Origin of the sequence: Algoriphagus formosus (assembly GCF_002807035.1) — a bacterium.
In the GTDB taxonomy this organism is placed as follows: Bacteria; Bacteroidota; Bacteroidia; order Cytophagales; family Cyclobacteriaceae; genus Algoriphagus; species Algoriphagus formosus.
This window is the reverse complement of the sequence record NZ_NIUC01000004.1, coordinates 150,407-174,269: the sequence shown is the minus strand read 5'-3', so window position 1 is coordinate 174,269 and position 23,863 is coordinate 150,407. Positions and strand designations below refer to the sequence as shown.

17 protein-coding genes are annotated in these 23,863 nt (G+C 41.6%); 12 read left to right on the top strand and 5 right to left on the bottom strand.

The features are described 5' to 3' along the window. The first annotated feature begins 98 nt into the window (after window positions 1–98). The 4 genes from CDH51_RS18310 to CDH51_RS18295 all read left to right on the top strand — a co-directional run bounded on the left by CDH51_RS18310 (window position 99) and on the right by CDH51_RS18295 (window position 3,886). Window positions 99–1,355, top strand: coding sequence for a cation:proton antiporter (locus CDH51_RS18310; RefSeq protein ID WP_100629995.1), 1,257 nt, complete (start codon window positions 99–101; stop codon window positions 1,353–1,355). A 352-nt stretch (window positions 1,356–1,707) separates the two neighbouring features. After that, a complete protein-coding gene (locus CDH51_RS18305; RefSeq protein ID WP_100629994.1) occupies window positions 1,708–2,322 on the top strand; it encodes a hypothetical protein in 615 nt (204 codons plus the stop codon). 1 nt (window position 2,323) lies between these two features. Then, window positions 2,324–2,620, top strand: coding sequence for a winged helix-turn-helix domain-containing protein (locus tag CDH51_RS18300; RefSeq protein WP_157807165.1), 297 nt, complete (start codon window positions 2,324–2,326; stop codon window positions 2,618–2,620). An 18-nt stretch (window positions 2,621–2,638) separates the two neighbouring features. Next, the gene (locus CDH51_RS18295) at window positions 2,639–3,886 is read left to right on the top strand and encodes a DUF4153 domain-containing protein (RefSeq protein ID WP_100629992.1); all 1,248 of its coding nucleotides are present in this window, start codon (window positions 2,639–2,641) and stop codon (window positions 3,884–3,886) included. A 10-nt stretch (window positions 3,887–3,896) separates the two neighbouring features. On the opposite strand, the gene CDH51_RS18290 is transcribed toward CDH51_RS18295, so the two are convergent. After that, entirely contained in the window at window positions 3,897–4,541 is a 645-nt protein-coding gene (locus tag CDH51_RS18290) for a response regulator (RefSeq protein WP_100629991.1), read from the bottom strand. After that, window positions 4,542–6,503 carry a tetratricopeptide repeat-containing sensor histidine kinase gene (locus tag CDH51_RS18285; protein WP_100629990.1) on the bottom strand — a complete coding sequence of 654 codons (1,962 nt, stop codon included), beginning with the start codon at window positions 6,501–6,503 and terminating at the stop codon, window positions 4,542–4,544. 170 nt (window positions 6,504–6,673) lie between these two features. On the opposite strand from CDH51_RS18285, the gene CDH51_RS18280 reads away from it, so the two are divergent. The 3 genes from CDH51_RS18280 to CDH51_RS18265 all read left to right on the top strand — a co-directional run bounded on the left by CDH51_RS18280 (window position 6,674) and on the right by CDH51_RS18265 (window position 10,824). Next, window positions 6,674–8,305: a hypothetical protein gene (locus CDH51_RS18280; RefSeq protein WP_100629989.1), complete on the top strand. Its 1,632-nt coding sequence runs from the start codon at window positions 6,674–6,676 to the stop codon at window positions 8,303–8,305. A gap of 315 nt (window positions 8,306–8,620) precedes the next feature. Further along, on the top strand, window positions 8,621–9,907 hold the full coding sequence (locus CDH51_RS18270) for a tetratricopeptide repeat protein (RefSeq protein WP_100629987.1): 1,287 nt from the start codon (window positions 8,621–8,623) through the stop codon (window positions 9,905–9,907). Further along, window positions 9,904–10,824 carry an MORN repeat-containing protein gene (locus CDH51_RS18265; protein ID WP_100629986.1) on the top strand — a complete coding sequence of 307 codons (921 nt, stop codon included), beginning with the start codon at window positions 9,904–9,906 and terminating at the stop codon, window positions 10,822–10,824. The genes CDH51_RS18270 and CDH51_RS18265 overlap by 4 nt, the downstream gene beginning before the upstream one ends. A 109-nt stretch (window positions 10,825–10,933) precedes the next feature. Here CDH51_RS18265 and CDH51_RS18260 read toward each other — a convergent pair whose 3' ends face one another. After that, a complete protein-coding gene (locus CDH51_RS18260) occupies window positions 10,934–11,599 on the bottom strand; it encodes an FAD-binding oxidoreductase (protein WP_100630136.1) in 666 nt (221 codons plus the stop codon). A gap of 167 nt (window positions 11,600–11,766) precedes the next feature. On the opposite strand from CDH51_RS18260, the gene CDH51_RS18255 reads away from it, so the two are divergent. Then, on the top strand, window positions 11,767–12,666 hold the full coding sequence (locus CDH51_RS18255; protein ID WP_100629985.1) for a sugar phosphate isomerase/epimerase family protein: 900 nt from the start codon (window positions 11,767–11,769) through the stop codon (window positions 12,664–12,666). 65 nt (window positions 12,667–12,731) lie between these two features. On the opposite strand, the gene CDH51_RS18250 is transcribed toward CDH51_RS18255, so the two are convergent. After that, on the bottom strand, window positions 12,732–14,228 hold the full coding sequence (locus CDH51_RS18250; protein ID WP_100629984.1) for a hypothetical protein: 1,497 nt from the start codon (window positions 14,226–14,228) through the stop codon (window positions 12,732–12,734). Window positions 14,229–14,817: 589 nt separating this feature from the next. On the opposite strand from CDH51_RS18250, the gene CDH51_RS18245 reads away from it, so the two are divergent. After that, the gene (locus CDH51_RS18245) at window positions 14,818–15,591 is read left to right on the top strand and encodes a glycerophosphodiester phosphodiesterase (protein WP_100629983.1); all 774 of its coding nucleotides are present in this window, start codon (window positions 14,818–14,820) and stop codon (window positions 15,589–15,591) included. A 290-nt stretch (window positions 15,592–15,881) separates the two neighbouring features. Here the strand turns inward: CDH51_RS18245 and fahA are convergent, their stop codons facing one another. Then, window positions 15,882–17,141 carry a fumarylacetoacetase gene (gene fahA, locus CDH51_RS18240; RefSeq protein ID WP_394335578.1) on the bottom strand — a complete coding sequence of 420 codons (1,260 nt, stop codon included), beginning with the start codon at window positions 17,139–17,141 and terminating at the stop codon, window positions 15,882–15,884. Window positions 17,142–17,372: 231 nt separating this feature from the next. Between fahA and CDH51_RS18235 the strand changes: the two genes are divergently transcribed. The 3 genes from CDH51_RS18235 (at window position 17,373) to CDH51_RS18225 (ending at window position 23,820) form a co-directional block, all read left to right on the top strand. Further along, window positions 17,373–19,259, top strand: coding sequence for a CocE/NonD family hydrolase (locus tag CDH51_RS18235; protein WP_100629982.1), 1,887 nt, complete (start codon window positions 17,373–17,375; stop codon window positions 19,257–19,259). A gap of 190 nt (window positions 19,260–19,449) precedes the next feature. Continuing rightward, window positions 19,450–22,428 (top strand): SusC/RagA family TonB-linked outer membrane protein, encoded by a 2,979-nt coding sequence (locus CDH51_RS18230; RefSeq protein ID WP_100629981.1) that lies wholly within the window; start codon window positions 19,450–19,452, stop codon window positions 22,426–22,428. Between the two features lie 12 nt (window positions 22,429–22,440). Next, entirely contained in the window at window positions 22,441–23,820 is a 1,380-nt protein-coding gene (locus CDH51_RS18225) for a RagB/SusD family nutrient uptake outer membrane protein (RefSeq protein WP_100629980.1), read from the top strand. The last annotated feature ends 43 nt before the right edge of the window (window positions 23,821–23,863 follow it).

Genomic DNA, 23,863 nt, shown 5'->3' with positions numbered 1-23,863 from the left:
TTAAATGGTCAGTGCTTTTTTGTTTACACCTTTCCCACCGAAATTTAAAGTCCATTCAATAAATGCTTGTATTTTGGAATTCTTAAATACAAATCGCCATGAACATTTTCAATATCATCACGATTCTGACCATTCTTTCAGCTGGTTTTGCTTTTATCAATACAAAATTTCTAAAGCTTCCCTTCACGATAGGTTTGATGATCATTGCCATCGTTTTCACTATAGCAGTTTATATCCTAGGTTCCTTCAACCCTTTTATTCTGGAGGAAGCCAATTTACTGATCAATTCCATCGATTTTGAAACGGTTCTACTCGATGTGATGCTGAGTTTTTTGCTTTTTGCGGGAGCCCTTCACACCAAATTAGATGCTCTTAAAAGACAGAAAGGTCCTATTGCGCTCTTTGCCACTATCGGAGTGGTAATTTCTACTTTTCTGATCGGGACGCTGATGTACTATTTGTTCCTTGCATTCAGCTATCCCATTGATTACATCTACTGCTTGCTATTTGGAGCCTTGATTTCCCCGACAGACCCGATTGCAGTTTTAGGTATTTTGAAAGAAGCCAATGCACCCAAAAAACTAGAAACCAAGATCGTGGGTGAGTCACTTTTCAATGATGGAGTGGGCGTCGTAGTTTTTATTGTGATTTTCAAAATCGCCCAACAAGGCCTGGATTCGATGTCATTTGGGGATGTCGGATTACTGTTCGTTGAAGAAGTTATCGGAGGAATAGCTCTTGGGTTGATTGCCGGTTGGTTGGCTTTCAGACTAATGAAAGCGATCGACAATTTCGAGACCGAAGTGATGATCACACTAGCTCTGGTGATGGGAATATCAGCTTTGGCTCATTATCTGCATGTTTCAGGACCTCTTGCAGTGGTCGTGGCGGGAATTTTCATTGGCAACAAGTCCCCTGAAATCGCCTGGTCGCCCAACACCCAAAACTATGTAGATAAATTCTGGGAGCTAATCGACGTCTTACTCAATGCACTACTATTTGTATTGATCGGCTTAGAATTATTAATCGTTTCGCTTGATAGCACCTATGTGATTTTTGGAGTGTTTGGAATCGTGATTTCGCTTCTGTCAAGATTTGTTGCCCTTTCTGGACCAGTTGCCCTATTTCAAAAGAAGTTGGACTTTATCCCAAAAACGAATCTGATCATGACCTGGGGAGGTATACGGGGTGGCATTTCCATCGCCTTGGCACTTTCACTCGAACCGCAGATGGGACGGGAATTATTTTTGACCATTACCTACCTCATTGTGATTTTCTCCATCATTGTTCAGGGATTATCCATCGGTCCCTTGGTCAAAAAAGTCATTTCCAAATCTGGAGTAAACAATGCTTAACGGAGATTTTTACAGAATACAATGAATTGACAATCAAAAATTTAATTACTTAAATAAAGTATGATTATCCGCAATGATTCCAATAACCAAATTTTCTTTGCTAATCTAGCCGGATGTCCGATGTCAGATGACGGATGATAGCATAAATCGATCAATTTCGCAGAATCTTAGCCGCATAATTTCAGCACTGGTAAGAAAACGGACATTCATTAAATAAAGTAATCAATAAGATTTTTCCCAAAGCAGAGTAAACTATGCGGGGAGAAATCCCAGCTTCGATTTCAAAAAAATCATGTAGCCAAATACTTTTTTGTAAAATTTCATTTACTTTGAATCACAAAGTACTTTTAAAATGAAAAACCCTGAACAAGAATTAGCCGAGATTAAATCCATGATGGAGCGGAGCACGCGCTTCCTTTCTTTAAGTGGACTATCGGGTGTATTAGCTGGAATCTATGCATTGATTGGTGGCGGCATAGCTTGGTATTGGCTCTACTTCCCTACTAGCCAATGGGGAGATTCTAGTCAAATATTGAATAGTTCGACCTTATTACCGAGATTACTTCTTTTGGCAAGCAGTATACTTCTTTTTGCTGTAGGTACGGCCTGGCTGCTCAGCAAGCGAAAAAGCAAACAAAAAGCCCAAGTGTTCTGGAATGGTGCCAGTAAGCGCTTTATGCAAGCGCTGTTTATTCCTGTCTTGGTTGGTGGGCTTTTCACCTTTGCGCTGATTCATGAAGCAGCTTTCCAACTGATTCCCGCCAACCTATTGATTTTTTATGGTTTGGGTCTAGTTGCTGCTTCTAATTTTACCTTAGGGGAAATACAGAAATTAGGCTTTTTTCAATTGATTTTGGGAATAATGGCAGCCTTCTTTCCTGATTATGGCTTGTGGTTTTGGGTTTCCGGTTTCGGAATTTTACATGTGGTATATGGCGCCTTGATGTACCAAAAATACGATCGCTAAGGTGAAGGGGAATTACGATAAAGCATTTGAAAATGTCGTCAGACTGCGTGTCATGTCCATCCTGATGGTCAATGAGCAATTTGACTTCAATTCCTTCAAAGAGATCCTGGAGGTGACGGATGGAAACCTCGCTTCTCACCTACGATACTTGGAAAACCAAGGCTATGTAGCCGTAGAAAAGACCTTTGTGGGCAGAAAACCGCAAACCAATTATTCGGCTACAGCATCAGGAAAAAAAGCCTTTCAAGATCATTTAGACTTTCTTGAAAATCTCATTAAAGAGAATAAGTCACACTAAACCAATCCCAAAAACACCATGAAAGAAGAAATCCTATCCCATCTCGACCAGGCAGAAGAGTTGGAAAAACTTTATATAAAGAATAAATCTGAATTCAAAAAAGCATTCTTGGACATCTATCCAAGTATTCAAAACCAATCTCCGATTTCTGAATTTTGGAAAGCTCGACTTCAAACACCTTCGGATAGCATTCAATGGGGAGAAAAATCAGATTGGACATTCTTGATTGTGGTTTCTTTGCTTGCAGGGCTTTACGCAAAGCTTCCGGCAATTTTTCCCATCCAAGAAGATTTCTTTTATCCCAAAAATCTTGGACTGATGGTTTTCCCTTTTGTTTCAGCCTATTTCGCTTGGAAAAACAAGCTTTCACAGAAAAGCACCATCATTCTTACCCTATCCTTTCTCGCTTCGCTGATTTACATCAATCTACTACCTGACAATGAAAGTAGTGATACGCTGGTTTTAGCTTGTATTCACTTGCCTATTTTACTTTGGGGATTATTGGGCTTTTCTTTTGGAGGGGAAAATTGGAAAAGTTCGGAAAGCAGATTGGGCTTCCTTCGGTTCAATGGTGATGCCATTATCATGGGTGGATTATTGGTCCTTTCGGGAGGAATCCTTTCGGCAATTACGATTGGACTCTTTAGCCTGATTGGTTTGAGAATTGAGGAATTTTATATGGAGTACATTGCCGTCTTTGGACTGGCCTCTATCCCATTAATTGCTACCCACCTGACCCAAACCAATCCCCAATTGGTCAATAAAGTCCCGCCGATAATCGCTCGAATTTTCAGTCCGCTAGTTTTGGTGATGCTCTTGGTTTACCTAGGAGCTATCGTATATGCAGGCAAAGACCCATACAATGACCGGGAGTTTCTATTACTCTTTAATTTGCTTTTGATTGGTGTGATGGCATTGATTTTTTTCTCGATTGCAGAGAATAGCCAAGGAAAAAATCAAGCTTCCCAAAACTGGCTTTTGCTGCTTTTAGCCTTAGCTACTTTGCTTGTAAATGGTGTTGCCTTGTCCGCCATCATCTTCCGAATCAACGAATGGGGATTCACCCCTAACCGCACGGCGATTTTAGGAATTAATATACTGATGATGGTGCATTTGATTTGGGTGGGAAAAGACCTCTTGTTGACTGTTAGATCCAAGAAAAGCATTAACCAGGTCGGTCAAACCATCTCCAATTTCTTACCAGCCTATTTGGTTTGGGCTTCGACTGTCATATTCTTATTTCCAGTTCTTTTTGGATTTGTCTAAAATTGGAGGATTAGGAAACCAGTCCTTCTTGCACAGCAATTCGGACAAGTCCTGCAACATTGTGCACATTTAATTTTCTCATAAGAGATTTCCGATGACTTTCTATCGTTGAAATTTCCAAAGAGAGTTGGTTGGCTATTTCCTTGGTAGAAAAAGCTTCGGCTATCAATTTCAAGACTTCTCGTTCCCGACTACTCAATGACTCAAGTTGGGAATGAGAAGTTTTTTGAATGGATTTAGAACGGGAATTCAAAACCTCTGTCACTGGAGCGCTGTAATAATTTTGTCCTTTACTAACTTTTTCAAGAGAAATCCTCAACTCAAATTCATCTAGATTTTTCAGGATATACGCATTCACTCCTACAGATAAAGCTTCCCTAACTGTAGCATGATCCAAGTGCATTGTCAGTAAAACTGTCTTTAATTCTGGAATTTGTTGTTTCAATTTTCGAATCAAATCCAACCCGTTTAGGTGTGGCATTTCAAAATCCACCAATAAGATATCTGGCTTCCAAACAGGAACTTTTTGCAAGGCTTCCAACGGATCATGGTAAGCCGTGATCAGTTCAAAACCAAAAATATCCTGGATGATTCGACTCAGCCCATCAATAATCAATTGATGATCATCCACAATGATAATTCTCGTATTCTCCATTTATTTGACAGGAACAGAAATGACCGCTACAAAACCACTTTCCGGACTGGATTCATAATTGACAGTTCCTTTGATTAAATCTAATCTGTTTCGAATATTCATTTGGCCATGTCCATTTGATTTTTCATCGGATAAGCCTTTCCCATTATCTTCGACTAGTAGGGTCAATTTATCTTTCATTTTTAGGAGCTGAACGTTCACAAAATTTGCTTCGGAATGCTTCAAAATATTGTTGAGAAGCTCCTGCAATACCCGATATATACTGATTTCTATCCGTTCGTCCAGCCTGCCTTCCATCCCATGATGTTCAAATTCATATTGGATTTCGGAATATTGAAAGGTGTTTCGGAGTAAATCTTCGAACGCACGGACCAGTCCTTCTTCCATCAAGGCACGGGGCATCATTTGATGGGATATTTGACGGATTTCATCTGCAGACTTTGAAAATTTCTCTGTAATGTCCACCAATTGGGATTGAATTTCGGGATCCGCTTTTTTCTGAAGGTTTTGAAGCCCAAGCTTCAATACCGAAAGCTGTTGACCGATTCCATCATGTAAATCCTTGCTGATTCTCTTTCGCTCCTCTTCTGTAGCTTGAATTACCGCATCAAAACCCCGCTCTTTTTCTTCGATGATGGCTTGTTGAAGTGCAGCTTTTTGTCTAGATCGATTTCGTTGATAAATGAAAGTCCCTCCCAACAATACAATTACTAACCCGGAGAGCAAATAGGTCAATTGAGAATTACGAACAGCCAATGTGGCTTTTTGAGTTTGAATCTCCACTTCCTGTTCCGCAAGCTGCTTTTCTTTCTCCGAAGTCTCGTATTTAAGCAGAAGATCATTAACATTTTTTATATTCTCTGTGGATTTAAGCGAATCTTCCAATTGCTTATAAGCTTTGAAATAAGTCAATGCATAGTCAGTATTTCCAGTTTCCTCATAAAGCTTCGCCAAATTCTCCCGAACAGACTTTAGGTATTGACGGTCATCATATAAATTGCATAACCTTTCTGCCTCTTTCATTTCAGAAATTGCCTGACTATACTGCTTCTTAGCTGCTAAAATTTCAGACCGATTGATTAATCCTTCCAATACACCCAAAGGATAGTCTATCTCTTCAGACATGTCGATGGATTCCTGAAATAAGGAAGCTGCCTCATCCATTTCTCCCTTCATTTTCAAGGCCAATCCTTGGTTGTTTTTAGCAGCAATCACTCCGTAAGGAAAGCCTACTTTCACATAAATATCTTCTGCTTCCTTTGCCATATTGAAAGCAGATTCGGTAGAATCCATTCCGATGTAGGCATTACTTAGATTAAGCCTTGCATGTGCATTATTAATTTCATAAGAAGATGAAATAGCGATTGCCATTCTGGTGTATTTGACAGCATTCAGCCAATCTTCCAAGGAGAGGTAATTTTTCCCAATATTGTTGTACACGCTATTGAGTAATGCATCTTTGCTTTCTTGATTTTCAACTAGCTCTCCGTATTCAATAGCTTTGAGTAAATAGCCAATCGCCTCTTCATATCGGTTCATTTCATTGAGTGCATTGGCTCGATTATTCATTACCCTAGCCAAATCCCCATTACTTCCCAAGCGCTCGTAAACCACTTCCGCGCTATCCAGGTACGGCAAAGCCATATCAAGATCCCGAAGGCCTAAGGCGACAAAAGAAAAATCCATGTAAACCTTGCCAAGAAGAGAATCCTGAACTTGTTCTTGAAAATGGGCTTTTATGTATGCTCCCTCTTTCCGATAAAAGTAAAATGCTGAATCATAGGCTTGTATTGACTCATAATACCGACCGATATTTTTATATGACTCCACGACTTGAAAAGACTCACCCTTCTGTTGAAACTCTTCAAGTGCTTTAAAAAGACTATCGGTCTGTGCGAAGGAGGAAATGCTCATTCCAAGAATCAATCCTAAAAAAGCAGAGACGTTTTTTTTCTGACTCATCGTATGCAGTGGTTTTCTCAACCTTGAAAAATAAAAAAATTGGATTAAAAAGTAGTCGCTAATCTTAAAAAGGATTTTTACTCCCCGAAAACAGGGAGAAAAATCATGGAAAATGGGAGAGATTTTTTTCCTAGGGATCAGAAATTTGATTCAACAAAACACTCAAAGCAATGATCAAGAAATTAACACTCGCACTCCTTATGGGAATTGCAGGGATTTACTCCTCCTATTCCCAAGAAATCTCAGCCAATGAAGTTGATATTCCTCTAAGTCCTAATGCTGAGAAAGCCGCCCAAAAAGGGCAATTATTTAATGGCGGTTCTTATTGGAACAGTGACATGACCCAGCTTTACAATTTTTTCCTTTATCGGGATAAAAAGAATGGGTTGATGTTTTTAGAAGTAACCACAGACGATTCTGGAGAGGTAATTTCTTCTATCGAAGAACCTTACAACGAATCCAGCCTCACTCAATTTCCAAATATCGGAGCCGAACCCATGCTAACAGATTCAAAAGTCCCTGATAATTTAGCAGGAAAGGAATTTGGCTACTTCCAAAAAACCGTCCTAGCTGGGAAACCCAAGTTGAATATCGGGAAGTTCGAAAACAGATATTACAATGATTTGTGGGCTGGATATAAGTTCAAGAAAGATGATCAAATCCAATTGGATGACAAATTCTGGCCTTTTGTCTCCTTTGCACTGCAAGGTGAAGGTGTTGACAACCAAAACTATCAAACCCGAAGAATGAACCGCTTTCTACGTGCTTTAGATGGCAACACGGATTACATTCCTTTGGATGGGAAAGCATTTATTGCAGGTTTGATGGCTTCCTCTGAGCCGCAATACATTTCTGGCGTGTATGACATGAGCTCCAAAACCTGGGACAATCAGGTGATTACAAACCTGGAATCAGCTCCAGTTGGAATAACCTATTCTCAAACGCCATATGGAGTTTTGGCACTCGTTTCACAAGGTACAAAAGATGATAGCGACTTGATGGCTATTCGAATGGATCCGCAGGGAAATATTTTAAAGCAGATTCGACTTCCATTTGCTGAAGGCCCTAAAAAAAGACCAACGGTAGATGTAAAAATCATGGATGCCGGTAATTCGCAGTTTATTATCGCACCCTTCTACCCAGACGGACTGAATAAAAAACCAAGCATTGCCATTTACAAGGTTGAGGATGATCTAGTATTTGCAAAGCAAATTTTCAACACGGATATCGAAGCTAAATTGCAAATCCCAGCAGGGTCAAAAGCGAAAATCAAGGATTTGAATGTCGCTTCAGTTGAAAACATCACCCAACTTTCCAATGGGGATTATATGCTCAGCTTTGCTAATCAGCAGGCACCAGTTTCTACAGTGATCCTTCAACTTTCCCCTCAAGGCGATTTGAAAAAGGCATACCTGACTGAAGAAATCGAAGGAGATAACAATGAGCCTGTTCGCTTAATCGGGAAAAACCCAATCCATTTACCTTCGGAAATTTTTGAAGTGAACGGGACGGTTTTTGCCTTAATCCGCAGCGTTCCAGCTGAGCTGGAACAAGGAATCCATACCTCCCGAGAAGATTTTGGAAGCGTTCTGAAAATCACAACCGTACGGATGGATGAAGTTATGGCTGAAGCGAGGATTTTTAAAATTGATCCTCAAAGCATGAAAATATCCAGCAGCTATGATTTTGATGATCACCTAGTTGTTGGAACCATACCATATCTAACTACTCCATCTGGTAAACTTATTTTCAAAACAGTGGATCCTAAAAAAGGAGCCCGCAAGCAACTGATATTACACTGAGAAGAGCGCTTTTTGCTTTGAGGTGAGGCTGCTCAGTGGACAGAGAGCGAGGACTTTTGTCCTCCTCTTCCTTCCTCTCGGCAAAACTTTCAAAGCCTCACTTCATCTACAACTCTCAAAAATCTGTTTCAAAACAAAAAGCCAAACTAAGTTTCTCAAGCTATTTAAACAGGGAATGCAACTATTGAAACACCCGAAGTTTTGGATTTACTCTTTAAAACATACTGATCAGAACAAAATTATAAATCGGATTTTTAAATTTTTTAAATTTATTAATTAAAAAAAATCAATTTATTAAAATTTTATTTTAATGTCATGAAAAAATACCTCATTCTATTGCTTTCGCTATTGGCCTTGAATGCAAAGGCTCAAAGTTATGAAAGCCTTAATAAACAAGGGATAGAAGCATTTTCAGCAGGGGATTACCAAACGGCCTATGAATATTTTAAAAAAGCGTACGAGGGATATCCGAATAATCCTGAAGCCCTATTGAATTATGGGTATCTACAGGCTTTTTTTGGGGAAACTGACAAAGGGATTGAAAATATTAACAAGGCCATTCTAGGAGCTCCCGACAGTGTCAATTGGTTAATTAACCGAGCCCAAGTGCTATCCTATGCGGGAGATTTTGAAGGATCAAATCGGGATTACCTGAATTTCGCCAATCGATCAGAAAATCCAGAACAGGTTTTTGTACCCATTGCATCAAACTACAACAACCTAAGAGATAACGATAAAGCTTTGGAATACCTTCAAAAATTTGAAGATGCTTCCTCAGAATTAACATCTGATTTTTATTACACCAAAGCATCTGCCCATTTGGGTAAGCGGGACTATTTATTGGTAATTCAAGCTGCCACCATGGCAATAAATGGTAATCCTGAATTGATTGACGCCTATTTCATCCGAGGTTTTAGCTTATTCCAATCAGGAAAATACGAGCCGGCGATCCGGGATTTTGATGAATATTTGAAAAGTGATCCCGAATCTAGTTTTATTTGGATGCTTAGAGGAGAGTCGAAAGAAAAATTAGATGACCTTTCAGGTGCCTTAGCAGACTTTCAAAAATCCATAGAGTTAAATAGCCAAAATGCCACAGTTTACCTAAAACGTTCTGAAGTGTTCAGAAAACAAGGGGAACTAGAAAAGGCACTTTCCGACCTGAATCTATCGGATAAAATCGAACCGAATAATGAGGAAGTAATCTCAACTAAAGCTAGCCTTTTGGCCGATATGGGGAAATATTCCGAATCAATCACGGAATATTCGAAAGCTATTCAACTGGCTCCAAAAAATGCAGCCAATTATTACAGTCGATCCTTGGCCTATTTAAAAGTAGACAGATACCAGGAGGCATTAAGTGATGCGAAAAAATCACTCGAACTCGCGCCTGGCAATAACAACGGCTATTTGAATGGAGCAACAGCACTTTTTAATTTGAATCAGTTTTCGGATGCACTCTCCTTTATAAGTGAAGGGATTTCAAAAAATCCAAATGATGGGATGATGTATTATTTGCGATCTGCGATTCATAAAGAATTGGGAAATGATGCAGAAGCCGCTTCGGATGATGCCAAAGCCAAAGAACTATTGACAAAATGATCAAAACTTTCCTAATCGGACTTTTTATCTTCGCTGGCTTTATCACCGCAGAAGCGCAGTGTCTGGAAGGAGATTGCAAAAATGGCTTTGGAAAAATGGATCTCATCTATTGCATCTATGAAGGGACATTTGTCAAAGGAATTCCTGAAGGTGCGGGTACAATGTACTATGAAACCTACCGCTACGAAGGCGAGGTTCAAAAAGGTCTCGAACACGGTTTCGGAAGGATTATTTTCGAGGATGGTTCTTATGAGGAAGTAGAGTATTACAAAGGGAAAAAAATAGAGAGTCAATACATCAAAGTAGAGGCTCAAGATTACAAATCCTATCAGGCCAAAAGAGATCCAAGATGCGTATCAGGTGACTGTGCGAATGGCCAAGGCGAATACCATTTTCCATCTGGAAACAAATACAAAGGAAACTTCAAAGATTTCCAACCCTATGGAAATGGTGAATGGGATTTCGCTAACGGGGATCGTTATGTTGGAACTGTTAGCAACGGCCAAAAAGAGGGAAATGGCACATACCATTACTCCAATGGATGGCGATTTACAGGAAGTTATCAAGCGGATGCAGAATATACTGGAACTTATTTCGCTCCAAATGGACAGACCGTCAAAGTATTAAATGGCACAGTCCAAATCCCTAAACCTAGCGTTTCCTATACTATTACTACCGGAGGAAGTCCACAGCACCCCGACCATGAGCGCTGCCCCATGTGTGATGGAAAAGGAACCATGATGATCCCCGGAAGATCCAGGCAGATACAAGGAAGCCCCTCCTACAACGTTTATCGATCTACAGACGGAAAGGTCTCAAGAGAATATGCCGGAAGTGCTCCAGTTTATACGGTGCGTGGTCCTGACCGAGAATCCACTTGTAGTATTTGCGGGGGAACAGGAGTAGTGAAATGGTAACTAAGATGCTTTTAGCAACTCAACTTAATTCCAAAGGTTAAATCCCTAGAAAGGAAAAATAGATAACAAGCTCCTTTAAAACAGGTCATTTCAGCTATGGATGTTCAATCTACTTTTCAAATACAATCGCCTCCGGATTGGCGCCGAGTTCTTCCAGCGCTTTGCTGACTGCTTTGATCATCGGTTCGGGTCCACAGACGTAGAATTCCTGCTTGAAATCAGAAATATGCTTCTGTAAAAATTCTTTGTCAATTCGACCATGGGCATGACCTTCTTTTTCTTCCTGATCTAAAATGGAAATGAAATTTTCCCCGAGCGTTTTCTCAAACCAATCTTCCAAAATCACATCCTTGGAAGTTTTGTTCGCGAAAAGCAGGCTATTTCCGTCTACTTTCCCTTGGGCTTTCAAGCTTTTGAAAATGGCTATAAAAGGCGTAACTCCAGCACCACCGGCTATAAAAACCCCTTTGCCTTGGTATTGAATTGCTCCCCATGATTCATCGACTAATAGCTCATCTCCCACTTTAAGACTGTCAATCTCTTTGGTCACTCCATCGTGGTCATGGTAGGATTTGATGACAAATTCTAAGTGATCGTCTTCTGGGAGGCAGGTAAAAGTGAAGGGTCTTTTTTCTTCTATCCAACCCTCTTTATTGATTGCTACCTCGCAAGCTTGGCCAGGCTCAAAAGAATAGCCGCTTGGCTTTTGTACTTTAAACTGCTTCACATCATGTGTAAGCTCCTGAATATCTACTATTTTGACTTTATCTGCCATAAAAATTTTAAAGGTTAGTTCCATTATAGAAAAGGATTTGAGTACAAATTGTTCCATCGAATCTAACAATGAGGGATATACCTCAACCATTTCCTTCCTTCCATTTATCCAAAAAAGGGATCATTTTCATGTATATGAATTAACTTAGGGACAAATTAAAAATCACTATGAAGACACTCCTATCAAACCTTGGAATTGCTGGTCTTTTGGCTTTAAGCCTAGGATGCAGCCCGCAATCCAATGAACAAACCGAATCAAACGAAGAGACAAGCATGGAATCAACAAACTTCGGAGGCTTGGCCCTTTACACCCTTCGAGATGCAATGGGCACCGATCCGAAAGGCACACTCCAAAAAGTAGCAGATGCAGGCTATGCCTACGTAGAGGCTGCAGGCTATGCCGATGGTAAGTTTTATGGTATGGAACCAGCCGAGTTCAAAAGCTATCTAGAATCTATCGGCTTGGATGCCAGAAGTACGCACATGGGTGGCGTGACTTTGGAAAATGCCGATGAGCAAATTGCTGCCACTAAAGCAGCTGGATTTGAATACTTTGTAATTCCTGTTCCCCCAATGGGCATGTTTAGCTTTGGTCCTGATGGAATGGGTATGAAAGGAACACCAGAAGAATTAGTGAGCATTCTAACTGAAATCGGTGAGAAATGCTCTGCTGCTGGACTTGAGCTTCTATATCACAACCATGACTTTGAGTTTAAGCCTATGGAAGATGGCACTATCCTGACAGATTATATCTTAGAAAATACAGACCCTGCTCACGTCAACTATCAAATGGACTTATTTTGGGTAACGAAAGCTGGTGCTGACCCAGTAGCCTACTTCGAAAAATATCCGGGTAGGTTCAAAGCTTGGCATGTCAAAGACATGAGTGAAGCTGGAGAATTTGCCCCTGTGGGTACAGGTACAATTGATTTCGCTCGGATTTTGGCGGAAAAGGACCAATCCGGAATGGAATATTACCTGGTCGAGCAAGACAATACCTTTGATCTTGATCCACTTGAAGCCATTAAAATCAGTCATGAAGGATTGAAAAAGTTTGGATTTAACTAATCGAAAAAACTACTAAAAAGGCCACCTTGTTTGATTTCAAGGTGGCCTTTTTCATTAATAATCAATCATTTCAACAGCAGCGTCAAATTTCTATGAGTAGAAATATGCCCAATGTAATCATAGCCATTGGTTGTTCTTGCCGAGGCTGTAAGCACAAAGCTGTAGGCACACGTTTGAGGTGGACGCCAATTACCACTAGATGGTATCAATAGATTGGTATGACCTACCCAATTGCCTTTCGAGGGAAGATAGCTTTCACTGAAAATTACAGCAGTTTGATTTTCACCGTAGGTGGCTTTGAATTGAATTGCACGAAGGTTTCCTTGCGGATCGTTCGCTGTAATTCTAAAATTCAATCCATCAGGTGCGGGTCCAATCGTTTCAATCGCACAGGCAGACACCTCACTCCTTCCGTGCTTGATACTTTCGATATTCACTCCTGGCAGATGATTATCGATGTAAATATTTACCGTATCCGTCGCTGCAACCGTTCTTCCCTTGTAAAATATCACGGTGATTTTGTGAATCCCTGGAAGCAAGGCTATGGTAGGAAATTGGATCAGTAAGTCATCGATCGAGTAATCTATCGCTGGATTTGCCAATTGATAATATCCCAAAGCTGAAGCGGAAAAGGTCTCTAGCACATAGGAAGAACCATTCCACCGATAATTGGACCAATTGCTAAGTAACTTCTGAGCCGGTCCTGTTGGCGGGTCTATGAGAACCCGGTATTTCCTAGCTCCTTGCTCCCAAAGCTGCTGTAGTTTGGTACGATTGCCAATCACATTCAATGTCCCTCCAAAAGCAGCATTTTCGAAGTGCTTATAATAACCCTCATCAGTGGTGGCCCTTCCTGTGGATTGATTGATATTCGTTTTCGGAATCAAGCCAATTCCTCCGATCAAAGGGCCGGCTAATTTGTCAGGGATTCCGGGTTTTCTGGACAAAATAATTTGTCTCAGCTTTTTGAAATCCTTGAAAAAATTGCCCGGGAAATCTGTCGTAAAACCAGGTCTAGTGGATTTCACCCGAAAACCGAAATAAGAATAAGGCGGACTCAAGGGCCATGAAAGGGCGATATTGATTTCTTTCAAATCAATTTTAAACTTCCAAATACGATGGGATGCTGAGGATGCCTCGCTTGAGCCAAATTCTTGCACCACTTCCGAACTACTCGGATCATTCAAAATACCTGTCCACCTCGCTGGCCCGAGGTAATACTGCCGCGCAAGTTTATTCGGCTGGCCTGGGTGGAGCGCATAATTGATGTCATAATTTGAAGTGATCGCCCGGTCTCTATTTCTGTCAAAAGAAAGCCAGAAGTAATCACCGGTACCGGAATCATTACCTGTGTCCTGCACCACATCAATTGCCAGATAGAGAAATTGCGCATCGTTTTTTGCCAAAACTTCTCCACGGGAAAATTTCAGCTTTCCTGCACCATCCCAAGCTCCACCAGAGAGCGGGCTATTGATGTCAATCGGAGTGACAGCCCAAGCACTTTTTAGTGGAAGCGCAAAAAGGATGGGCGATGTAACGGTTAAATTTTTGATTTTTGCCATGATAATATGGGGGGTAAAATAAGGGAGAGAAAAGGTACCCAAGTGGGCATGTTCGAATCAATATCCCGAAGCTTTACCTGAAGGTGTTGAGCGGGAACCGTAAACAATCTAGCCTAAAGGCTATTTATTAGTTTGAAAATCAGTGTTTTAAAAGGTAATTATTTTTAATTCAAAAGGAAAGAATTAGAAAGTTTTTAACCTTACTATCTAAAAAAAACGACATGTCAAATTGATTTTGTCCAAAGAAAAGCACTCCTAAAAGAATCTTCAAACAAGGAAACTCGCTGAGGTTCTTTATAAAATTGATTTACTCCCAAGCGATTTTGTTAATTTCAACCGTAAACCGTCGATTGAAGAAACCCATGCAAAGCAATACCACTTTGATCATCGTAGTCGTAGTTTTGGCCCTCCACTTCTTGGTTGGTATTGGATGGCTCCTCTACAAAATGGCAGGACCAAAAAAACCTGATAATGATTCTTGATTCCAAGGCTGATCCTGAATGAAGTTTCTATGAACTTTTTTAAAAAATTGCCATAATTCCTAGAAAGGGAATAATTTCCGCTTTCGAAATCCAAAATCAATCCTAAAATGCAAGCATTTCTACTCTCACTGGCTCTCTGTTTTCTAAGTCTCAGCCTCAGTGCACAGAGCACTTTTATCCAAAATAAAGTCATAGCCCACCGCGGTGCTTGGAAAAAGAATGAGCTTCCACAAAATTCAATCGCTTCCCTCAGAGAAGCCATTCGACTGGGCTGCGAAGGATCTGAATTTGATGTATGGATGACTGCGGATGAAGTGTTGGTAATCAATCATGATGCAGACTTTCAGGGATTGGACATAGAGCATGAAACCTATGAGACCCTATTGAGCAAAAAACTCCCAAACGGAGAAAAAATACCCACGCTAGAAGAATACCTTCGAGAAGGAATGAAGCAAAAGAAGACGAAACTGATTTTGGAATTTAAGCCATCAGAAATCAGCACCGAAAGAAGTGAGCGAGTGGGAGAATTGGCAGTGCTTACGGTTCAAAAACTTCAGGCCCAAGATTGGGTAGAGTACATCACCTTTAGCTATGAAGGTGGCTTAAAAGCCATCGCTACCGATCCTACCGCAAAGGTCGCCTATTTGACCGGAGACAAATCGCCGGCTGAACTCAAGGAAGCTGGGTTTTATGGCTTTGATTACAACTTCAGAATTCTCCAACTGAAGCCAAACTGGATTGAGGAAGCCCGCGAACTGGGACTGACCACCAATTCTTGGACCGTCAATGACCCAGAGGTGATGCAGTTTCTGCTTGATAAAAAAATCGATTTTATCACCACAGATGAGCCAGAGACACTTTTAGAAATAGTGGGAAAGTAAGTTTTTAAGAAAAAAGAATGATCATCCGGAAAATGGCCAATAGCATAAAATGGCCTCGACTTCGCTCGGCCTCCGAATTCGCGGTTAACTTTAGGAGGGGAGGGAAATGAGGCTCAACCGCATTTCCCTCCCCTCCCCAACCTTACAAAGTGACGTTCACCGAGCGAAGTCGAGGTGAATCTAATATAATTTGGTTATTGATAAGTAAGATAGCGGACATTCAAATAAAAAAATCCCGAGAAAGGCTTAAACCATATCTCGGGATTTTTCTTTACGCTTATTCGAAGCTATTACTTGGCCGGAAGGAGTTTGGATCGAACTTCTCCAAAGCCAACTCGCATGCCTTCTTTTTCTGCGTATCCCTTAAGGATCACCGTATCTCCATCTTCAATGAATTTTCGCTCCTCTCCAGTATCCAGTTTGATGGGCTTACTTCCTTTCCAGCTTAACTCGAGCATGGAGCCATAAGAATCCTCAGTGGGACCTGAAATAGTTCCTGAAGCCATCATATCTCCCACATTGATATTACAGCCATTGACAGTATGATGCGCCAACTGCTGCGCAATATTCCAATACATGTATTTGAAATTGGATCGACAAACTCGACTGGCTTGTTTTACTCCCTCTGGCTGGATATAGGCTTCCAGATTGATATCGAAACTATGTGGCGTTTCACATTTCAAGTATGGCAAAACCTCCGGGTCTTGAGTCGGTCCATCTAGGCGGAATTGATCCAAAGCCTCCATGGTAACTACCCACGGTGAAATGGAGGAAGCGAAACTTTTCCCCAAGAATGGACCCAATGGAACGTATTCCCAAGCCTGAATATCCCTTGCAGACCAATCATTAAACAAGACAAATCCGAAAATATAGTCTTCCGCTTCTTCTGTAGATATTGAGTCCCCAAGCTTGGTAGACTTTCCCGTGATGAATGCTAATTCCAGCTCAAAATCCATTCTTCTGCTCGGACCAAAAGAAGGGCTCTCCATATCCGGATCCTTGAATTGGCCTTTTGGGCGATGAATATTTACGCCCGAAGGAATGATGGACGAAGCTCTTCCATGATAGCCTACCGGTAGATGCTTCCAATTTGGCAAAAGTGCATTTTCTGGATCACGGAACATCTTTCCTACATTGGTAGCATGCTCCATGGAGCTGTAGAAATCCGTGTAATCCCCGATTTTGACGGGCAAAAGCATTTCGGCTTCTTTTCGATTGACCATTACCTTCCCACGGATGGAATGGTCGCGAAGCTTTTCATTATCAGCCAGAAGCAATTCTTGTACGCGCTCTCTGATTTTTTTGGTTTGAGTTTTACCCAAGGCAATCAAATCATTGAGTGCTTCGCTTAAAAAGATCCCCTCCGGTAAAAAAAGGTCAGAAAAGAATCCTTCCTGATCCAAGATGCTCAAGTCAACAATCTTATCACCAATTGCAATTCCAACCCTAGGACTTAGCCTTTTATTCTTGAAAATGCCAAATGGCAGATTATAGATGGTAAAATCGGAATTTTTGGGAATCTCCACCCACGTTTTTAGCTCGTTCATCATTTATTGGCTACTGATCAAAAATTTGTGAGGGCAAATTTAAGCCTTCTCGATGAATACAAAAGATAATTACCATTTCATTGAAAAGAGTTTAAAGAAACTAAACCCTTAACTATTATTTCCAATTATTAACCTTCTTCTCCTAAAAACCCTAAGAAATACCTCTTATCATTATTTTTTTAGAATAATCAGATTGTAAAGGGTAATTTAAAGCAAATAAATTTTAACAGCACCATGAACAGAATAATACCCAAGACACTATTTACTGTCCTGATTTTTCTTTTCTCCATCCAGGTTTTTGGACAAGAAAAATCCATTTTGGACCAATTGGAGGAGGTCGCGATCGTCGATCAGAAAGTAATGATGCCAATGCGAGACGGAATTCGCCTGGCTACGGACATCTACAGACCAAAAACAGATGAGCCTGTTCCGATCGTATTCTCAAGGACTCCTTATAATTTTAACACCTATGGAGACGGTGAGCTTCGTACCCGTACTATGCAATCTGCCCTTTCCTGGGTCAAAAAAGGATATGCCTATGTCGTACAAAATGAAAGAGGGCGCTTTTTCTCTGAAGGTGAATGGGATATTCTCGGGACACCGCTGACAGATAGCTATGATGCTTTTGACTGGATGTCTGAGCAAGCTTGGAGTAATGGAAAAATCGGTCTCCTTGGCTGTTCCTCCACAGCAGAATGGCAAATGGCTGCTGCTTCACTAGATCATCCTGCATTAGCAGCTTTGGTCCCACAAGGATTTGGTGCTGGAGTTGGTAAAATCGGAGACTTTGTAGAGCAGGGCAATTGGTACCGAGGAGGTGCTGGGCAGATGCTTTTTACAGCTTGGCTTTATGGTACACAACATGACCCAATGGCTCCAAGACTTCAGCGAGGAATCGCTCAAGAGGACTTATTGAGATTGCAGCGCTTCTATGACATGGCTCCGGAATACCCAAGAGTAGACTGGAAAGAAGGCCTTGCGCATTTGCCCGTTCAGGACATTATCAAAAATGTAAATGGACCAAAAGGCATCTATGAAGAAATGATTACACGAAAGCCCAATGATGCACGCTGGTATCAGGGTGGACTATATCATGACGATATGCCTTTTGACAAACCAAGTATGTGGTTTGTGTCTTGGTATGACGTATCCTCCTCACCAAACATCGCACTTTACAATCACGCCAGAGAAAATGCTATCAGTCAAATGGCAAGAGACAACCAGTATTTGGTTATCGCCCCTGTTTTGCATTGCTCTTACACTAGAGCAACTGAAAACACCATCGTAGGTGAACGAAGTGTAGGAGATGCACGCTGGAACTATGATGAGGTGATTACGGCTTGGTTTGACAAGTGGCTAAAAGGAGAAGAAAGTAATACCATCAATGAGCTTCCAAAAGTAACCTACTACACCATGGGCTCGAACGAGTGGCAATCCTCAGATGTATGGCCTCCCAAAGAAGCTGTGATGACCAATTTCTATCTAGACTCAGAAGGTAATGCCAATACGAGAAATGGAGATGGAAAACTGGTAGCAAAGGCGCCTAAAAAAGAAAATCAAGATACTTTCACTTATGATCCGATGGATCCTGTTCCCTCCTATGGTGGAAATGTATGCTGTACGGGTAATGCAGTACAAGGTGGGGCATTTGACCAGTCGGAAATGGAGCTTCGGGATGATATACTCGTCTACACCTCAGAGCCTTTAGAAGAAGGAGTAGAAGTTTCGGGCTTCATCGAGTCGTATTTGTATCTGAGTTCAGATGCCAAGGATACAGATGTCACCATCAAAGTCATCGACGTTCATCCGGATGGAAAAGCCTACAACCTAGACGAAACCATCCAGCGGGTTCGATACCGTGAAGGCTATGACAAAGAAGTCTGGATGGAGGATGGAAAAGTCTATGAGATCAAAATGACACCTATGAGCACGTCCAATTATTTTGATAAAGGACATCGAATCCGTATCGAAGTGACCAGCTCAAACTTCCCACGTTTTGACAGAAATATGAATACTGGTGGAAATAATTACGACGAAACGGAGGGAGTAGTAGCAACAAACTCTATTCATCATGGAGGGAAGTTCCAAAGTAGAATAGTACTACCAATGATAAAAAAGTAATAGCGGTTTTCAATATAGAGGGGCTAGGCCCCCTCTTTTCTTTTGAAAAATCCTTTTCTGCCAAAGAATATTTACAAAATATCATTTCTACTTTCCTTTCATAATATTTTTTAACAATAAGTTGAAAATTAATCGAGGAATCCATTCCCTTTTTGTAATTTCAGATTAGATAATTAAATATTTAAACCTTATGAACAAATTTTACAAACTAAGCCTTCCTTTGCTTTTTCTGTGGCTCTCCACAGGGATGGCATGGGCACAGATATCCGTCTCGGGTACTGTGACAGACGAGCGGACTTCGGAGCCGCTCATCGGTGCGAGTATTCTAATCAAGGGTACGACCACTGGAACTATCACGGACATTGATGGTAACTTTTCACTAAGCATCCAAAATGCCGATGGAGCAACCCTTGTTGTTTCTTCTATTGGATACTTGACAAAAGAAATCAATGTATCCTCCTCTATGAGCAATCTGAATATTCAGTTGAATCAGGATGCAACTAATTTGGAGGAAGTGGTAGTGACGGGTCTTGCATCTTCTGTAAAAAGAAGTAATCTCGCCAACGCAGTTTCTACTGTTTCTGCCAAAGACCTCACTGGAACAACAACGATCCAAACCACCGACGGGGCCCTCTATGGTAAAGTAGCCGGTGCTACTATCCGGTCAAACGGCGGTGCTCCAGGTGGTGGCATGTCGATACAGCTTCGAGGTATCTCCAGTCTTTCTGGTGCATCTCAGCCACTAATTATTGTGGATGGTGTTTATATTTCCAATGCCACCCAACGAACCGGTCGAGCATCTGTAACAGGAGCAGGTGGTAGCAATCAGGATGACGGAGCTAACCGTCTCGCTGACTTAAACCCAGCTGACATCGAAACGATTGAAGTTTTGAAAGGTCCATCCGCTGCAGCGATCTACGGTACCCGTGCCAATGCAGGTGTAATCATCATTACTACCAAAAGAGGTGCTGAAGGAAGAACTACCGTATCCCTTTCTCAGGATATCGGTTTTGCCGAGCCATTAAGACTACTTGGTGTAGATGACTGGAGTGAGGATAAAATCAATTTCTTCTTCCCTGAAGCAAGAAGACCGCTTGAGCTTGAAAGATTCAGAGCTGCACAATCTTCTGGTAATTTCATCGACTATGAAGACTTCTTTTACAACAATCAAGCTACACTGCTAAATACTCGAGTGAATGTATCGGGTGGTAATGAGAAGACCAAATTCTTCGTATCAGGTAACATTTCTGACGAAGAAGGTACTGTTCGAAATACCGGTTTTCAGCGTTATTCCGTAAGAGCAAACATTGATCATAAGATCAGTAATGCCATTCGTCTTGGAGTATCTTCCAACTACATTCAGTCTAACACAGACCGAGGATTCACTGGAAACCAGAACAATACTGGTGCATCTATCGGATACAGCATTGCTTATGTACCTAATTATTTTGATCTGAGAAGGAATGCCGATGGTACCTACCCTGTCAACCCTTACTTCTCAGACAATCCGGTAGCAGTAACAGACAATGCGGTAAACAACTCAGAAGTAAATCGTTTCATCCAAGCATTCACCTTGGATATTGATCTTTTGAAAACTGAGAATAGTTTTCTTACTGCCAACATTGCCGGTGGATTAGATTTCTTACAAAACAGAACACTGATTTATCTTCCTGAATTTCTACAATTCCAGAGAGCTCAAGCAAACCCCGGTGATGTATTGAAGGGTAAGCAGGAAAGCTTCAACACCAACTTCCAAGCGGCATTGGTTTACAACTGGTTTCTTGGAAAAGTCAATATGAACTCTCAGGCTGGATTGGTTCGACTAGATTTCAACAATAGCGCTCTTTTCAATAGAGGTAGAGGATTGGTTCCAGGCCAAACAAACCTAGGACAAGCGGCTATTCAGGAAATCAATCAGGAATTCAATTCCGAAGTACAGGAAGCAGGTATTTTCTTACAGCAGGAAGCCAACTTCGAAGACAAAATCATCGGTACGGTTGGTATTCGTTGGGATAAGTCCACTTTGAATGGTGACCCAAATCAGTATTATGCTTTCCCTAGGGCTTCCTTGGCTGTAAACTTAGCTAATTTCGACTTCTGGAGTTCTTCAGTTTTCAATCAAGTAAAACCAAGAATTGCTTATGGTGAAACTGCTGGTCCGGTAGGATTCGGAGCGACCTTTACTCCACTAGGCGGTACCAACATTGGAGGGCTACTAGGCTCTGTAGTTTCCACTCAAATCGGAAACACACAAATCCGCCCTGAAACAGCGACAGAACTGGAATTCGGTGTGGATGTGGGTATGTTCAATAACCGACTTAGCTTGGAAGCAACTTACTACATCAAAAACACTCAGAATAACATTCAAAGCTTGAGACTTTCTCCAGCTACCGGTGTAAACACCACTCCAAGTAATGAGGCAGAACTTCAAAACAAAGGGATCGAAATCGCGCTTTCCGGTAATATTGTAGAGAATCCAAATTTCAAATGGTTCTCGAGAATTCTCTTCTGGAGAAATCAAATCGAAATGACCAGATTAGGTATTCCTACCTACACTGCTGGAGCATTTGGTGCTGGTCTAGGTACTTTCTTGTATGCTGAAGGCTACTCTCCTACCACGATCGTAGGTACTCCTGCTGATCCTAACGTGCCGGGTGGATTTACCATTTGGGGTAATTCTCAGCCAGACTTCAACCTATCTTTCTTCAATAACTTTAGCATTTATAAAGGACTTGAACTTTCCATCTTGACAGACTGGAGACAAGGCGGAGACAACATCAACCTGACTTCATTCTTGACTGATAGTGGTGGTACTACGAATGGTTGGTTTGACGATGACAATGGTGACGGAGTACCTAATGGACGTCAGCGTGAGCCAGAGCCATACAACAATGCTGGACGATGGGTACAAGATGCGACTTTTGTCAAAATCCGTGAAATCGGTTTGTATTACACCATCCCAAGAGCAACAATTCAAGAATGGTTTGGAAGCGCAGTTCAGAATATCCGAGTAGGTGGATCTGTCAACAATGCTTTCCTATTCACCAACTACGAAGGCTACGATCCTGAGACTTCCACTTTTGGAGCTCAAGCAGTAGCAAACAACGTGGATATCGCACCTTACCCTACACCACGTCGCGTATTCTTCCACTTAACTATCGACTTTTAAACCCGCAACAACATGAAAAACACACTTAAAAATATCAGTAAAGTGATTGCAGTTGCAGGTGTACTTGCAGCATGTAATCCCCTACAATTAGACGAGATACAAGATCCAAACAACCCATCGGTAGGATCTGTATCAGACAATGCAACACGGGAACAAATACAATTCTTGATCACAGGACTCGAGTCAAGACACAGAGGTTATGTCACCAACGTTTCGCAAGCTTGGAATACCTTTGGCCGGGAGATTTGGTACCTCAATGCTTCCGATCCTAGATTCCAGACTGACTGGCTAGGACAAAATGGTCGAACTCCAGATCGATCTTATTTCGGTTTTGGTAACACGGGTGGTGGCTCTTATGCTTCCCCTTATCAGGCCATCAATCAAGCCAATGTCTTGGTAACTGCTTCGGAAAATACCGAGAATATATCTGCTTCTGCCAGAAGTGCGGTTAGCGGTTTTGCTAAAACAATCCAAGGATATCAATACATGATTCCAGCCAACTTCGTCTATGAAAATGGAATCCGAATTGATGTATCTGACCCTTTGAACCCAGGACCCTTCGTACCTTATGCACAGGCATTGGATGCGATCAAGGCAGTTTTGGATGAAGGTGATGCAGCCTTAGGTTCTGCAGGTTCTGGAGCATTTCCGTTCACCTTGACAAGAGGCTTTGACGGGTTCAATACCATCGAAGGTCTACGTCAAGTAAACCGTGCTATTACTGCAAGACTCAATGCCTATCGTCAGGATTGGCAAGGAGTATTGACTGCGCTGGATGCATCTTTCATGGATCTGAATGGTGACTTGAATGCCGGTCCTGCTCATCCTTATGGAGCTGCGCCGGATGTTTTCAATCCGCTATTCTACGTTCCTAATGCCGCTGTCAATACCATCATCGTGGTTCATCCATCTGTTTTGGAAGATGCCACACCAGGTGACTTGAGAGTAGCTTCCAAGTTCTTGGAGCGAGATACCCCTGTAACGGTTTCTACAGATGCAGGTACTTTGGTAGGAACTCACCAAGATTCACGTTGGGCTTCTAACACTGCATCAATTCCATTCATCAGAAATGAGGAATTGATTCTCTTGAAAGCAGAAGCACATGCTAACTTAAATCAATCAGCGGAAGCTGTGGAAGCAATCAATATCATCCGAAATGCCGCAGGCCTCGGAGATTACTCAGGAGCTACCACACAAGCAGCCTTGATTGATGAGATCTTGTATCAGAGACGCTATTCACTTTGGGCAGAGCCTTGGGGACACCGATGGATCGATGCCCGTCGCTACAATAGATTGAGTGAAATTCCAACCGACTTCGACGGAGGAACAATCTTTACCCAATTCCCTCATCCTCAGGCCGAGCTAAGCTGGGAAGAATACGTAGGAAATTAATCCTCGAATTAACTGATTTAAAAGACCGGCAATTTTGTCGGTC